This is a genomic window from Streptomyces sp. NBC_00016 (genome assembly GCF_045040885.1).
Classification (GTDB): domain Bacteria; phylum Actinomycetota; class Actinomycetes; order Streptomycetales; family Streptomycetaceae; genus Streptomyces; species Streptomyces coriariae.
On the sequence record NZ_CP108304.1, the window covers coordinates 158,706 to 173,604 of the forward strand.

Here is a 14,899-nt window from a genome sequence, read left to right on the forward strand (position 1 = left end):
CGGGGCGGGCCGCTCGTGCCCGGGCCCGGGGGGAGGGGGGAACCGCCCGCGGTCTACAGCTCCGCCGGCAGGGGTGCGCGCAGGAACTCGCCGCCGGGCAGGGCCGCGTGGTGCGGCAGCGGGCGGCGGCCGGACCGGTGCTGGCCGCGGGGGTTCGGGACGGCCGGCGGGCGCCAGGGTGAGGTCACGGCCGGTCCCTGGGGCGGCGGCCAGTCCAGGGACGGCGACTGGTTGAGTATCAGTTTCTCCAGCACTTGCAGTGCCGGCCGCGGGTCGATGCCCAACTCGTCCGCCAGCCGCCGCTGGTTGGTGCGCAGCAGTGCCAGCGCGTCGGCCTGCCGGCCTGCCCGGTACAGGGCCAGGCTCAGCAGTTCGCAGCCGTACTCGCGCAAGGGGTGGTCCTGGACGAAGGCCTCGAGTTCGGCCACCGCGATCTCGTGGGCGCCGACCGCGAGCAGGGCCGCGCAGCGGCCCTCGACCACCGACAGCCGCAGCTCCTCCAGACGGGCCACGTCCGGGCGGACGCCGGCGGCGTCGGCCACCTCGGCGTAGGCCGGGCCGCGCCACTGGGCCAGCGCCACCTCGAACTCGTGGACCGCGAACTGCGGGTCGTCCGCGTCCAGGGCCTGCCAGCCGGCGACGGCGCGTTCGCTGAACCGCTGCACGTCGACCTCGACGACCCGGCTGTCGAGCAGATAGCCGCGCCCGTAGGTGCGCAGCACCGTCGGCGCGGTGCGGGGCTCGCGGTCGGGCTCCAGCACGCGGCGCAGGTTGGCGACGTACGCCTGCAGGGAGGGGATCGCCGAGGGCGGCGGGTGCCCGGTCCACAGTTCCTCGACGATCAGGTCGACGGCCACCGGCTTGCCCACCTTGCTGACCAGCAGCGCCAGCAGGGCCCGCTGCTTGGGCGCGCCCAGGTCGACGAGGCGGTCGCCGACGACGGCCTCGATCGGGCCCAGGGCACGGAACTCGACCAGGGGGCGCGGCCGGGCCGGCGGGCGGGGCGAGGGACGCGTGGTCATCCGGGCGTCCTCCGCTCGCCCGGGTGCCGCGGCCGCCGCCCTTGGTGTGTTGCCGTGCGGGGTGAGGTGCCCGGTGGCCGGCTGCGTGAGCGTCCCGTCGGATGCCGGGAGTCCGGGGGCTCTGGCGAGCTCGCCGGCCATGTACGCCCACAGCGCCTCGTTGGTACGGCGCAGCTCACGGATCTCGCGTTCCAGCTGTGCGATGCGCCACGCGTCCTGGTGTGCGGGGCGCGCGAAGGGGCCGTCGGGCGGAATGCCGGCATCGGCTTTCTCGTGTGCCATCCGGGAACTCTCCCTTTCCGGGGCTTGGTTCGGGTGGCCGCACTCGGGGTGCGGCGCGGTGAATCGGCCTGCCTGGTGATCGGGATTCAGGGCGCCCGCTGTCCGGGCCCGTTGCGCGTCGCGTCGGCGTGGGGCGAGCCATGCCTTGGTCATTGTGCGCGAGTCGGTGCGGTGGTGGGCCGTGCGACTAGTCAGCGCCGATCGATCCTCCAGCCCGATTCGAGGCGGGTGTCCGACCCTGATGCGAGGGGAGCAGCGGGGGTGGCCGCGCACGGCATCGTGTCGCGCAAGGGGCCCTGGAACCAGCACCTTTGACGGACCGTCAGAACCAACGCATGGAGGTTTCAATGTCCGGAGCCGCTGATGTCGAGCGGGTGTACGCGGCCATGGAGGAAGCGGCCGGCTTGCTGGACGTGTCCTGCGCGCGGGAGAAGATCTACCCGCTGCTGACCGTCTTCCAGGACACGCTCACCGACGGCGTGGTCGTCTTCTCCATGGCGAGCGGCCGTCGTTCCACGGAGCTGGACTTCAGCATCTCGGTGCCGGTGAGTCAGGGCGACCCGTACGCCACCGTGGTGAAGGAGGGGCTGTTCCGGGCGACGGGGTCTCCCGTGGACGAGCTGCTCGCGGACACCGTCAAGCACCTGCCGGTGTCGATGTTCGCCATCGACGGGGAGGTCACCGGCGGTTTCAAGAAGACGTACGCGTTCTTCCCCACCGACGACATGCCCGGGGTGGCCCAGCTGACCGAGATCCCCTCCATGCCGGCCTCCGTGGCCGAGAACGCCGAGCTGTTCGCCCGCTACGGTCTGGACAAGGTCCAGATGACGTCGATGGACTACAAGAAGCGGCAGGTCAACCTCTACTTCAGCGACCTGAAGCAGGAGTATCTGCAGCCGGAGGCCGTCGTGGCCCTGGCCCGCGAGCTGGGCCTGCAGGTGCCGGGCGAGCTGGGGCTGGAGTTCTGCAAGCGCTCGTTCGCGGTCTATCCCACCCTCAACTGGGACACGGGGAAGATCGACCGGCTGTGCTTCGCCGCGATCAGTACCGACCCCACGCTGGTGCCCTCGACGGACGAGCGTGACATCGAGATGTTCCGCGAGTACGCGACCAAGGCGCCGTACGCGTACGTCGGCGAGAAGCGCACCCTCGTGTACGGGCTCACGCTGTCGTCCACGGAGGAGTACTACAAGCTCGGGGCGTACTACCACATCACCGACATCCAGCGGCAGCTGCTGAAGGCGTTCGACGCGCTGGAGGACTGAGGGGCGCCGCCGCAGCAGAGCCGATCTGCTGCGGCGCCGTCGGCGCGAGCGCCACGACAAGAGGGGCGGCCCGGTGCGGGCCGCCCCTCTTCGTGCTGCCGTCCGGCGTTCAGCTCAGGATGATGATGTCCAGGCCGGTCAGGTCGGCGCGGATGTCGATGTCGGTGATCAGGCCGTCGGCGATGTCGAAGCGGAACACGGCGTGCGGCACGCCGTCGCGGACGTAGGCCAGTCCGGCGGAGCCGTCGATGAGGGCGGGCACCGGGGCCCAGGAGAGCTTGGCGAAGGCGCGGGTGACGGCGTCGGTGCCGCGGATCTCCTCGGTCAGGCCCATGCCGGTGGCCATGCCCATGCCCGTGGCCATGCCCATCCGCACCGCCGCCTGGTCGGCGCGGACCACGATGTCCGGGGCGAGGATGGACAGCAGGGCCTCGAAGTCGCCCTCGCGGGACGCGGTGAGGAAGGCGTGCACGAAGTCGGCCTTGCCGGCCTGGGAGGTCTCGGCGTGGGCGCTCTCGTCCGGGACCGGCACGTTCCTGGGGGCCGTGCCCGCGGCGTCCGGGACCGGCACGTTCTTGTGGGCCGCGCCCGCGGCGTCCGGCACGATGCCCTGCCGCTGGAAGCGGCGGCGGGCACGGCTGGCCAGCTGGCGGGCCGCGGCCGGAGTGCGGTCGACGATCGGTGCGATCTCCTCGAAGGGCACCGCGAACATGTCGTGCAGCACGAACGCCAGCCGCTCGGCGGGCGTGAGCGTGTCGAGGATGAGGAACATGGCGGCGCCGAGCGACTCGGCGAGCAGTGCCTCCTGCTCGGGGTCGGCCGACTCCGTCTCCCGGTGGTGCGCGCGGTCGGGGTCGGGGGCGTCCACCAGGTCCTCGCGGCGCGACTTGCGGGACTGGAGCATGTTCAGCGAGACGCGGGCCACGACGGTGGTGAGCCAGCCGCTCATGTTCTCCACCGCTGCGGCGTCGGCGCGGGTGACCCGCAGCCAGGCTTCCTGGACAGCGTCCTCGGCTTCGGGCATCGAGCCCAGCACCCGGTACGCCACGGCCCGCAGCCGGGCCCGGTCGGTCTCGAATCGAGCGGCCAGCCATTCGTTTTCGTTCATCGGGTCACGCCCTCCCATCGGTGCCTCACACGTCTGACAGTCCGGAGCCGACGAATGTGACGGGCAGGGACCGCACATGCGGCACGCGGCGGGGGCATCGCACCCGGACGGACGAGTCCACGACGGCACGGGAACCGGTGGGCAACCACCGGGAAGTCGCACGAGAAGTGCTCAGGAACGCGGCACGGACCGACTGGAGTGTGACGTGGGTCACCCCAAGAAGCGCTTGGCGCGGGTCAGCTGCATGTGTCACGATTGCGGCACCACTCGCCTGCCCAAAAGCATTTCCGGGGCGGCGAGTTGAGTGTTCGTGAAGCACCGCGGCCGGCTGCGATTCTCAGACAGCCGAAGTCCCCTCCTCGCGCGACGTACGCAAGCGGGAACCACGGCACCGCCCCAGCGTGCTGACCATCGCCGCGTCCGCCTTCCCTTCCTGTCCCTCACTGCCGCCCGTGCCGCCCTGTTCGGTACGGCCGACCAGGGCCGTCGCCCCGTCCGTGCGGCGCAGAACCACTGAACCACCACGCAGCGCTCGCCGCCAGCGGCGACGACTCGGTCTTGAGCACCCTTGTAGCGATCTGCGGCCCGGCCGGCCGCGGACCGTGTCACCTCCCCCTCCGCTCGTGCGGACGGGAAGCCCGACGCGGTCCGCGGCCGGCCGTTGCCGTATCCGCGATCCCGCGTCGGCCCGCCGGCGGACAGACGGACGTGACCTGCCCTCACGGCCCTCAGCTCGACATCCTCCTGCCCTTGCTGTCCGAGACTCCAAGAGAAGTGGATTCCCTATATGCCCAGGCTGTGCAAACCGGCGATGAGCGCGCCGGAATACATCATCACGGTGGAAGAGACCCTGGAGTTCGCGCAGAAGGCGCACGCCGGCAAGGAGCAGCTTCCCCTGGCCCTTCGCCTGATCCGCAACACCGGCGTGAAGAAGCGGCACATAGTCCAGCCCATCGAGCAGACGCTGCGGCACCCGGGCTTCGAAGAGCGCAACCGCATCTACGAGATCGAGTCGAAGAAGCGCACCCCCGCGGTCATCGAGCAGGCCCTGGTCAACGCCGACCTGAGGGCCCGTGACATCGACGCGATCATCTACGTGTCGTGCACCGGCTTCATGATGCCGTCGCTGACGGCCTGGCTCATCAACAAGATGGGCCTGCGCCACGACACCCGGCAGATCCCCATCGCCCAGCTGGGCTGCGCGGCCGGCGGCGCGGCGATCAACCGGGCCCACGACTTCTGCGTCGCCCACCCCGGCAGCAACGTCCTGATCGTCTCCTGCGAGCTGTGCTCGCTGTGCTACCAGCCCGAGGCCGACGACATCGGCTCGCTGCTGTCCGACGGCCTGTTCGGTGACGCGGTCGCCGCCGCCGTCGTCCGCGGCATCGGCGGCGTCGGCATCGAGCTGGAGCGCAACGCCTCCTACCTCATCCCCAACACCGAGGACTGGATCTCCTACGCCGTCAAGGACACCGGCTTCCACTTCCAGCTGGACCGCCGGGTGCCCGGCACGATGGAGCCGCTCGCCCCGGTCCTGCGCGAGCTGGCCAAGGACCACAGCTGGGACGCCGGCAAGCTCGACTTCTACATCGTCCACGCCGGCGGCCCGCGCATCCTCGACGACCTCGCCAAGTTCCTCGAGGTCGACCGCGACGTGTTCCGGCACAGCTGGTCGACGCTGAGCGAGTACGGGAACATCGCCAGCGCCGTCGTCCTCGAGGCCGCCCGCCGGCTGTTCGAGGAGGACGCCCTGGCTCCCGGCGCCACCGGTCTGATCGCCGGGTTCGGCCCCGGCATCACCGCCGAGATGGCGCTCGGCACCTGGGGCGCCGACGTCTCCCAGAACGCGGCCTGACGCCCGTGCCCGGACGAAAGAGACGAGAGAAGCGAAGCGATGACTGACCTCATCGTCCCGGCGGGGGCTGGGCGAAAACTGATCACCCCGGCGCAGGAGGTGACGTTCAAGGCCACCGAGGAGATGGGTTCCTCCGTATCGATCTTCGAGGTGATCGTGCCGCCCGGCTTCGACGTCGGGGCCCATGTGCACGACGACGCGCAGGAGTTCTTCTATGTCCTCGACGGCGAGCTGGACCTGCTGTGCTTCGAGCCGACCGAGCGCACGACGGACAGCTGGCACAACTGGGTGTCGGCGACCGGTGACCGTGTCATCCGCGCGGGTGAGGGCAGCTGCATGTTCGTGCCGCCCGGCACCCCGCACGCGTTCCGCAACGCCACGGACAAGCCGGTGAAGATGCTCTTCGAGTGCCTTCCCTCGCCGATCCACGAGGACTACTTCGAGGAGATCGCCGAGATCTGGTCGCGCGGCACCGCCGTGGACCCCGCGGCCGTGGCCGAGATGCGCAAGCGGTACGGCGTCCAGCAGCTGACACCGCTGCGCTACGAACCGCCGGCCGCCCGCATCCCCGGCCAGGGCACACACCAGCAGCAGAGTGGGAGGTGACCTCGATGGAACCGATATCCCTGGTCCACGCGAGTCTCGGTGAGCAGGAACTGGCGGCCGTCGCCGAGGTCTTCGCCTCCGGCTGGCCTGCCGGTCAGGGCCCCAGGGGCAAGGCGCTGGAGGCCCGGCTGGCCGAGAAGTACGGCGTCGCCGACGCCGTCGCGGTCAGCAACTGCGGCGCCGCGCTGCACCTGGCGATGCTCGCGCTCGGCGTCAAGGAGGGCGACGAGGTGATCGTCGCCGACTACGGGTTCCCGGCGCCCGCCCAGGCCGCGCTCTACGTCGGCGCCACCCCGGTCTTCGCCGACGTACGGCCCGACACCTACACGATCGACCCGCAGGCGGTGGCCGACCTGGTCACCCCGCGCACCGTCGGCATCGTCGCGGTGGACACGGTCGGCATGCCCGCCGACTACACCGAACTGCAGGCGATCGCCGACCGGCACGGCCTGTTCCTCGTCGAGGACGCCGCCTGCGCGGTCGGCGCAACGTACCAGGGCCGCCAGGCGGGCGGGCTCGCCGAAGTGGGCTGCCTGTCCTTCCACGGCCGCAAGGGCGCCTCCAGCGGCGAGGGCGGCGCACTGCTCGCCCGTGACCCGGCGGTCGGAAAGGACGCGCGGCTGCGCTCCTCCTTCGGCATCGGCAGCATCTTCGACATGGGCAATGTCGTCGGCCTGCCCATCCCGACGTTCACCGAGATCGGCTACAACTTCAAGCTGTCCGACATCGCGGCGGCCATCCTTCAGGTGCAGCTGGGCCGCATCGACGAACTGCTCCGGCGCCGCAGCAACATCGCCGCGCAGTACGCCGAACTCCTCGCCGACGAGGACTTGTTGACGGTGCCGGCCGTCCCGGCGGACCGCACCCACGCCTGGCAGACGTACATGGTGACGCTGGACGCGAGCGTGGACCGCGCCGCGGTCGCCACCGAGCTGCGCGGCCAGGGCATCGGCTGCGGGCAGGGCACGTTCGCGGCCCACGTACAGCCGGTGTTCGACGCGCAGCAGAAGTGCCCCGTCTCGGCGGATCTCTTCGCGCGTCACCTCGCCATACCCATGCACGCGGAACTCAAGCCGAACCAGGTCGAACGGGTCGTGGCCGCCCTGCGCGGGGCGGTTCGGACCCACTCGTCCTCCACAGCGGTCCTCGGAGGGGCAGCATGACGAACAACCGGCCGTCACCCGTCGGCATCATGCGGCTGATCAACGGCTACTGGGCCACCGGGGTCCTGGCCGCAGCCGCCACCCACTCGGTCTTCACCCACCTCGACCACGGCGCCGGCACGGCCACCGAGCTCGCGTCGCGCGCCGGTATCGCCGAGCGGGGCGCCCAGGCCCTCCTCGACGGGCTCGTCAGCGTGGGCCTGGTCGAACTGCACGAGGGCCGCTACCGCAACACCCCCGAGGCGGCGACCTACCTGGTCGAGGACAGCCCCGTCTCGCTGGCGCCCTTCGCCAGGCTCAAGCTGACCCACACGGGCTCCCTGACCGACCTGGCCGAGGTGGTCCGCGCCGGCGGCCCGGTCAAGGACGACGCGGTCGTCGAGGTCGCCAACAACCCGCACTGGGAGGGCATCGTCACGGCGATCGCCGCCCAGTCGGTGCCGGCCGCGGCGCTCGCCGCCGAAGTGCTCGCACTGGCCGACGCCGGGGAGATCTCGATCCTCGACGTGGGCGGCGGCTCGGGCATCTACTCGGGCATCTGGCTCGAGGCCAACCCGGCCGCCCGCGCGACCCAGCTCGACTGGGCGCCGATCAACGAGATCGCGCTCAGGCTGCTGGCCGAGCGCGGCGTCGGGGACCGGTTCACCACCATCGACGGCGACTTCCACACCACCGACTTCGGTACCTCCGCCTACGACGTCGCGGTGTACTCGCACATCGCGCACCAGGAGAGCCCGGAGAGCAACGTGGAGGTCTTCACCAGGCTCCGCCAGGCCCTCAAGCCCGGCGGCACCCTCGTCGTCAACGACTATGTCGTCGACGACGACCGCAGCGGCCCGGCGTTCCCGCTGATCTTCGCCTCGGAGATGCTGCTCAAGACCCGTCAGGGCAGCACCTGGACGCGCAGCGACTACCGCGACTGGCTCGTCAAGGCCGGCTTCGAGGACGTCTCCTTCCACACCGCAGAGCCCGCCACCCTGGTCGTCGCCCGGTAGGCGGCGCGCGAAGGCTCGTGGGGAGAACCGCGCGAGCGGTTCTCCCCCGGCCGCACCGGACACAGAGTCAGGGAGGGAAACCGCATATGGCATCCGTGAACGTCTCGATCATCTACTACAGCGCCACCGGCAATGTGCACACCATGGCGCAGGCCGCGGCCGCGGGCGCGGAGAAGGCCGGCGCGACGGTGCGGCTGCGCAAGGTACGCGAGCTGGCCCCGCCGGAGGCGATCGGCTCCAACCCGGCCTGGGCCCGCCACGCCGAGGACACGGCCGATGTCGAGGTGGCCACTCTCGACGACCTGAGCTGGGCGGACGCGGTGCTGTTCGGCACCCCCACCCGCTTCGGCAACGTCTCCAGCCAGCTCAAGGCGTTCATCGACACCGCGGGCCCGCTGTGGCAGAGGGGTGCGCTGGCCGACAAGGTCGTCTCGGCGTTCACCTCCACCGGCACCGCCCACGGCGGTCAGGAGTCCACCATCCTGGCGCTGAGCAACACCTTCTACCACTGGGGCGGCATCATCGTGCCGCCGGGCTACACCGACCCGATCCAGTTCAAGACGGGCAACCCCTACGGCACCTCGTACGTCTCGGGTGCCGGCGGCGCCGACGGCGGTCCCGGCGAGGACGTGCTGCAGGGCGCCGGTTATCAGGCCCGGCGCGTGGTGGACATCGCCTGCGCGATCAAGACCGGCCGCGCCGCCGCCTGATTCCCGTCACGGTGACGTCGCCGCACGGCGGTGTGCTCCGTACGGACCGATCCCCCGCCCGCGGCGGCGGTCCCGGTGTTCCCGGGGCCGCCGCCGCGGTCCCTTGCGCGGCCGGCGCCCGCGTCCGCCCCGTGTCCGGGCGGGCGCCGCGGCCGGCGCGTCCTGGCATCCCGCACCGAGCCGGCGAACAGCCCGGACATCCATCGCCCGAAGGAGACAGCCCGATGAAGGGCTCCACCGTCTATTCCTCGATACAGAAGCGCGGCCTGCACATCGGTCTCCTGCCGGAGATGGCCGCCGCTGTGAACCCCTCGACCCCGATCGTCCTGGACCACGACCTGGGCGTCCTGCCCGAGGCCGGGCGGCGGCTGACGGTCGCCCAGTACGCCGAGCACGTCGACGACCTGGCCGCCCGGCTGTGGGCGGCGGGCGTGCGGCCCGACGAGCACGTCGTGATCTACAAGACGGCCAACGCCGACCACTGGATGCTCGCCGCCGCGGTCTCCCGCATCGGCGGGATCGTGGTGAACCTCTCGCCTGCCCTGGACGCCACGACCGTGGGCGTCCTGCTGGAGCGGGTCGGCCGGCCGACGCTCCTCACCGACGGCACCAAGCTCGACGTCCTCGCCGGCGTGCCGCTGGCGGACCTCACCGAGCGGGTCATCACCTCGGCCGACGACCGGCCCGGCAGCATCTCGCTCGGTGAACTCGCGGGCGCCGAGCGGGTGAAGCCGGTGGTCCGGCCGATCGACGAGGCCGCCGTCATCACCCACACCTCCGGCACCACCGGCATCCCCAAGCTCGTGGTGCACACCCCCCGCACCCAGGGCATCCGGCTCGTGCCCCAGTGGCGGCTGCTGTCCCTGCTGCGCAAGCGGGAGACCGTCGCCATCCATGTGCCGTTCGTGCACTCGCGGATGGTCGCGGCGATGTCGCTGGCGCTGCTGAGGGAGTACCCGGTCCTGCTGATGCGGGAGATGGACCCCGCCGTCGTCGCCGAGCACCTCCTCGAGCACCGGCCGGCGCTGATCGAGGCGCTGCCCAACTCGCTGATGGAGTGGGAGGGGCTGGCCGATGACCCGCGGGCGCCGTTCGGCTCGGTGAAGGTCTTCAGCAGCACCTTCGACGCGATCCACCCGGGCACGATGAGCAAGCTGCTCAAGGCGTCCGACCGGCGCGGTGCCCTGTTCTTCCAGATCTACGGCCAGAGCGAGGTCGGCCCCGCCGTCGGCCGTGCCTACCTGCGTCACTCCGCCCACCGGGCGAACGGGCGGTGCGTGGGCTGGCAGATGCCGCTGGGCGCGGCGAAGGTGCGGGTCGTCAGCGGTGACGGCAGGCGCCCGACCGAGCAGAGCCCCGGCCGCATCGAGGTCTCCTGGCCCGGTCTGGCCAAGACGTACCACGGCGAGCAGGAGCGCTACGACGCCAACCGCAAGGGCGAGTGGTGGGGAACGGGCGACGTCGGCTACTTCACCCGGCTCGGCTGCCTGCACATGCTCGACCGGGAGGTCGACATGATCCCCGGGGTGAAGAGCTCCCTGGAGATCGAGGACGTCGTCCTCGGCAAGCTGCACGAGCTGAGCGAGCTGGTCGTCGTGCAGGGCCCGAACTCCGAGGCGGTGCCGGTGATCTGCACCCACGGCGACGCGCCGCTGGACCCGGACCGCTGGCGTGCGGCCGTGACCGGGTTCCCGCAGCTGGCCGACCCGGTCCAGATCCCGGAGGCCGAACTGCCGCGCACCGCCACGCTGAAGGTGCAGCGCCTCGCGCTCGCCGACCGGCTCAAGAACCAGCTGCCGAGCCGATAGCCGGGAATCCCCCGGCCCACAAGTTGCGGGGAGCGGCGGCTTCCCCCCGCCCCGCCGCCCCCCGCGCCCAACTCACCGCTGCCTCCCGGCACCGCCCGGGCCGTCCCGCCCCGAGGTCCGAAGGGGCGCCGCTCCATCGGCCGCCGTTACGGCCGACCGGGTCTTTCGCGGCGGGGGCCTGCCCGTCCGGCGGGCAGTGTCGAAGAACGCTCCGCACGAGCAAGGAAGTGCGACCTCAGGAGGAGACATGTCCGAAGCCATAGGAACCGAAGAGCGTGACGCCCTGGACTCGCTGGGCGGCGCACTCGGCGAGGCCGGTGCGCACGCGCTGGCCGGGCCGCGTGACGAGCTCGCCGAGGGACTTCTGCGCGCGGCCTTCGCGCTGTGGGAGGACCCGCAGGTGCGGCCCCGGCTGCTCGGGCTCCTGCAGGCCGCGGTCAACAGCGAGGAGGGCGCCGACCAGATGCGCCGGTTCCTCACCGACCAGCTCTTCGCGCAGGCCGGCAGGTCCATCGGCATCTCGGGGATGGACATCTACCAGGCGGCGGAGACGATCAAGGTGCCGGTGATCAACGTCAACGCGGCGACGTCCCAGGTCTGGGGTGTCGTCCTGATGCGCTACATCGTGAAGCTGGAGCCGATCGCGTCGGCCTCGGCGGAGGAGCTGATCACCCTCCTCAAGCCGACGATCCAGCGCTATCTGGGCTGAATCGCGAGGCCGGGGCACACCTGCCGGACACCATGGTCCACGCCCCTTCGCCCGCACGGGACCGCCCCCGCCGGCACTGCCGGCGGGGGCGGTCCCGTCTGCGGGTCCCTGCCAACGCCGGACGCCGGCACAGTCGTTCATTCATCTACGAGGTCCCATATGAGGGGAGGGCAGCCGCATGAGTGACGTCAGGATTCTCGGTACGGGTGCCTACGTGCCGGACCGGATCGTCTCCAACGACGAGGTCGGCGCACCGGCCGGCGTCGACGACGCCTGGATCACCGCCAAAACCGCCATCCGCGAACGCCGCTGGGCCGCCACCCACCAAGCCACCTCCGACCTGGCCACCCAAGCCGCCCGAAACGCACTGGACTGCGCCGGCATCACCGCCGCCGAACTCACCGTCATCATCGTCGCCACCTCCACACCCGACCGCCCCCAACCACCCACCGCCGCCTACGTCCAGCACAACCTCGCCGCCACCCACGCAGCAGCATTCGACATCAACGCCGTCTGCTCCGGCGAAATCTTCGCCCTCAGCGCCGCCGAAGGCACCCTCGCCCGCAAAGGCGGCCACGCCCTGATCATCGGCGCCGACCTCTACTCCCGCATCCTCAACCCCACCGACCGCAAAACCACCGTCCTCTTCGGCGACGGCGCCGGCGCCATGATCCTCGGCCCCGCCACCACCGGCCCCCGCATCCGCCACCTCACCCTGCACACCTACGGCGAACACTCCGACCTCATCCAGGTCCCCGCCGGCGGCAGCCGCCTGCCCACCACCACCCAAACCCTCCAACAAGACCAGCACTACTTCACCATGGACGGACGCGGCGTCCGCCGCTTCGTCGCCGACCACCTCCCCCGACTCACCAAAGAATTCCTCCACGAAGCCGGAACCGTCCCCGACGACATCCGCCACTTCATCCCCCACCAGGCCAACGGCGTCATGCTCGACGACCTCTTCACCCAACTCGCCCTCCCCCACGCCACCATGCACCAGACCCTCACCACCTACGCCAACACCGGCGCCGCCTCCATCCCCCTCACCCTCGACACAGCCCACCGCAACAACGCCCTCCACCCCGGCGACCTCATCCTCCTCGCCGGCTTCGGCGGCGGCATGGCCGCAGGCCTCGCCCTCATCGAATGGTGACAGCACGGTGCAGGCCGCCGGCCGCACAGGGCGGCCGGCGGCCTGCTGGGCCGGGGGTCAGGATCAGGAGGAGGGGATCCAGTCCCGGCGGATGTGCGGGGTCTCGATGCCGAGGGACTTCATGTGTTCGAGGGGGTTGGTGTACTCGCGGCTGGCGGCGATCCAGCCGTCGTGCAGCGTGAAGCCGTGGATGAAGTGATTGCGGTAGCGGCCTTCGGGATAGCCGGGGAAGCGGATCGTGCCCTCGCCGTCGCACTCGACCATGATGGTCGTCGGGTCCTGGGTCTCGTAGATCTGGACGTCGGACCACTGCCAGTCGGGCAGCACTCTGAGGGACAGCTCGCCGTGCCGCTTCAGTTTCTCGCGGCCCGTGACGACGATGGGGCGGCCGATGTCGGTGTAGAACAGCGATGCGGTGCCGTCCTGGGTGTAGAGGGTGTACCGGCTCAGCCGGGCCTCGGCACCTGTGCGCATGTACTGCTCCACAGCCTGCCGGTTGCGGGCCCGCAGGTCGTGGTGGTCGGTGAACACGGTCGTGCCGGCGGCACGTTGGGTGGCGGATGACGAAATGATGATGTCTCCCGGGGAGTTCGCAGGGCCTGGCGGGCTCAGGGCTGGAGCCGGCTGATCTCCCAGCCGCCTTCGGTACGCCCGTAGTGGAGTCGCTCGTGCAGCCGGTCGATGCCGTTGGCCCAGAACTCCACGGAGGCGGGCTCGAGCAGGTAGCCGGCGAAGGCCGCGGGGCGCGGCAGCGGGCGCAGTGGTTCGCCGAGCCGCAGGGCCTCGGCGCGCAGCCGGGCGAAGTGGTCGAGGTCCTCCACCGGCCGGCTCTGCCGGGAGACCGTCGTCATCGCGTGTGTGAAGACGGCCCGCGCGCCCCACAGGTCCTCCGCCTCGGTGTCGGACAGCTGGGTGACCGGGCCGGCGAGGGTGATCTGCTGGGTGGTCTCGCGCCAGTACAGGACGCCGGAGGCCCAGGGGTTCTCGGCCAGTTCGCGGCCCTTGCGGCTGCCGGAGTGGGTGATGAACACGATGCCGTCGCCGGTCACCTTGGTGAGGGCGACGATGCGGGAGGAGGCGCGGCCCCGCGCGTCGGCGGTGGCGAGCGCCAGTGCGCGGGGCTCGCGCACCCCGTGCCCGACGGCGGCGTCGAGCCATGCGGACAGCAGGCCCATCGGCTCGGCGGGCGGCGCGATGAACTCGGGGAAGGGCACGTGGAGGGTGCCGGTGAGGGTTTCGGAGCGGGTGGAGCCGCGGCGGGCGGCCACCGCGGTGCCGTTGGCGGAGCGGGACGGCGACAGGTCAGACATGGAGCACCCCTTCGATGGTGACGACGCCCGGGCCCGAGACCTCGACGGAGGTGACGTGGTCGCCCTCGCCGTGCGCGAGCGCGCGCATGGGAGAGGGGCGGCCGATCTCGACGCCCTGGGTGATCTCTATGCGCTGCCCGTACGGGATGAGGCCGTGCCGGGCGAGATGGATGGCGATGGGTCCCGCGGCGGAGCCGGTGGCGGCGTCCTCGACGACTCCGTAGGCGGGCGAGAACATGCGGTTGCGCCAGGAACTGCCGTGCCCCGCGTAGCAGTTGGTGGCCATGTCGGGGAAGCGGGCCAGGGCGCGGTGGTCGGGGTCCACCTTCGACAGCGCCTCGACGCTCTCGAGGCCGACGAGGACGTGCCGCGGGCCGTTGCGGTAGATGTCCACGGGGAGCGTGGAGCCGTAGAGGCCGAGGGCTTCGAGGAGTTCGTCGGTGCGGTCGAAGGGCTCCCACACGGGCACCGGCTGCATCATGCTCGTCGCGACGACCTTGCCGTGTGCGCGCTCCAGTTCGAAGGGGACGACGCCCATGGCGGTCTCGATCCGCAGCCGGTCGGCGTCGGTCCGGGCGCCGAGGGCGATGGCGGTGCCCAGCAAGGGGTGTCCGGCGAAGGGCAGTTCGTTGACCGGTGTGAAGATCCGCACGTGGGCGTCGGTGCCGTCCTGGCGGGGGCGGCGCACGAACGTGGTCTCCGACAGGTTCATCTCCCGCGCGATGCGTTGCATCTGCTCGGCGGTCAGGTCGTCGGCGCCGAAGAACACCGCCACCGGGTTGCCGGTGAGGGGCTCGCGGGCGAACGCGTCGACGACGACGTACGTGTGCATCTGGTCTCCCGGGCTGTGATGTCGGGTGGGTGCCGGGCCGGCGGCTCGGGGGGTGGACGCCGGCCCGGCGGTTGGGGG

Annotated in this window: 14 protein-coding genes; 9 read left to right on the top strand and 5 right to left on the bottom strand. The window is 71.3% G+C overall.

What is annotated here, in order from left to right:
- Positions 1 to 53 precede the first annotated feature (53 nt).
- Complete coding sequence (locus tag OG933_RS00745) at positions 54 to 1,304, bottom strand: BTAD domain-containing putative transcriptional regulator (protein ID WP_405624798.1); 1,251 nt, start codon at positions 1,302 to 1,304, stop codon at positions 54 to 56.
- A gap of 347 nt (positions 1,305 to 1,651) precedes the next feature.
- On the opposite strand from OG933_RS00745, the gene OG933_RS00750 reads away from it, so the two are divergent.
- A complete protein-coding gene (locus OG933_RS00750; protein WP_405624799.1) occupies positions 1,652 to 2,569 on the top strand; it encodes an aromatic prenyltransferase in 918 nt (305 codons plus the stop codon).
- Positions 2,570 to 2,678: 109 nt separating this feature from the next.
- Here OG933_RS00750 and OG933_RS00755 read toward each other — a convergent pair whose 3' ends face one another.
- A complete protein-coding gene (locus OG933_RS00755; protein WP_405624800.1) occupies positions 2,679 to 3,677 on the bottom strand; it encodes a sigma-70 family RNA polymerase sigma factor in 999 nt (332 codons plus the stop codon).
- Positions 3,678 to 4,464: 787 nt separating this feature from the next.
- Between OG933_RS00755 and OG933_RS00760 the strand changes: the two genes are divergently transcribed.
- The 8 genes from OG933_RS00760 to OG933_RS00795 all read left to right on the top strand — a co-directional run bounded on the left by OG933_RS00760 (position 4,465) and on the right by OG933_RS00795 (position 12,679).
- Complete coding sequence (locus tag OG933_RS00760; protein WP_362535107.1) at positions 4,465 to 5,532, top strand: type III polyketide synthase; 1,068 nt, start codon at positions 4,465 to 4,467, stop codon at positions 5,530 to 5,532.
- A 39-nt stretch (positions 5,533 to 5,571) separates the two neighbouring features.
- On the top strand, positions 5,572 to 6,138 hold the full coding sequence (locus OG933_RS00765) for a cupin domain-containing protein (RefSeq protein ID WP_362535104.1): 567 nt from the start codon (positions 5,572 to 5,574) through the stop codon (positions 6,136 to 6,138).
- A gap of 5 nt (positions 6,139 to 6,143) precedes the next feature.
- On the top strand, positions 6,144 to 7,301 hold the full coding sequence (locus OG933_RS00770) for a DegT/DnrJ/EryC1/StrS aminotransferase family protein (RefSeq protein ID WP_362535102.1): 1,158 nt from the start codon (positions 6,144 to 6,146) through the stop codon (positions 7,299 to 7,301).
- Entirely contained in the window at positions 7,298 to 8,296 is a 999-nt protein-coding gene (locus tag OG933_RS00775; RefSeq protein ID WP_362535099.1) for a class I SAM-dependent methyltransferase, read from the top strand. The genes OG933_RS00770 and OG933_RS00775 overlap by 4 nt, the downstream gene beginning before the upstream one ends.
- An 86-nt stretch (positions 8,297 to 8,382) precedes the next feature.
- Entirely contained in the window at positions 8,383 to 9,006 is a 624-nt protein-coding gene (gene wrbA, locus OG933_RS00780) for an NAD(P)H:quinone oxidoreductase (protein ID WP_362535096.1), read from the top strand.
- A 224-nt stretch (positions 9,007 to 9,230) separates the two neighbouring features.
- Positions 9,231 to 10,814 (top strand): class I adenylate-forming enzyme family protein, encoded by a 1,584-nt coding sequence (locus OG933_RS00785; protein ID WP_362536725.1) that lies wholly within the window; start codon positions 9,231 to 9,233, stop codon positions 10,812 to 10,814.
- 247 nt (positions 10,815 to 11,061) lie between these two features.
- Positions 11,062 to 11,523 carry a hypothetical protein gene (locus OG933_RS00790; RefSeq protein WP_054238937.1) on the top strand — a complete coding sequence of 154 codons (462 nt, stop codon included), beginning with the start codon at positions 11,062 to 11,064 and terminating at the stop codon, positions 11,521 to 11,523.
- A 178-nt stretch (positions 11,524 to 11,701) separates the two neighbouring features.
- Complete coding sequence (locus tag OG933_RS00795) at positions 11,702 to 12,679, top strand: 3-oxoacyl-ACP synthase III family protein (protein ID WP_405624802.1); 978 nt, start codon at positions 11,702 to 11,704, stop codon at positions 12,677 to 12,679.
- A gap of 63 nt (positions 12,680 to 12,742) precedes the next feature.
- On the opposite strand, the gene OG933_RS00800 is transcribed toward OG933_RS00795, so the two are convergent.
- The 3 genes from OG933_RS00800 to OG933_RS00810 form a co-directional block, all read right to left on the bottom strand.
- The gene (locus OG933_RS00800) at positions 12,743 to 13,210 is read right to left on the bottom strand and encodes a PhzA/PhzB family protein (protein ID WP_405624803.1); all 468 of its coding nucleotides are present in this window, start codon (positions 13,208 to 13,210) and stop codon (positions 12,743 to 12,745) included.
- A gap of 77 nt (positions 13,211 to 13,287) precedes the next feature.
- The gene (gene phzG / locus OG933_RS00805; protein ID WP_405624804.1) at positions 13,288 to 13,989 is read right to left on the bottom strand and encodes a phenazine biosynthesis FMN-dependent oxidase PhzG; all 702 of its coding nucleotides are present in this window, start codon (positions 13,987 to 13,989) and stop codon (positions 13,288 to 13,290) included.
- On the bottom strand, positions 13,982 to 14,821 hold the full coding sequence (locus tag OG933_RS00810; RefSeq protein WP_405624805.1) for a PhzF family phenazine biosynthesis protein: 840 nt from the start codon (positions 14,819 to 14,821) through the stop codon (positions 13,982 to 13,984). The genes phzG and OG933_RS00810 overlap by 8 nt, the downstream gene beginning before the upstream one ends.
- Positions 14,822 to 14,899 lie beyond the last annotated feature (78 nt).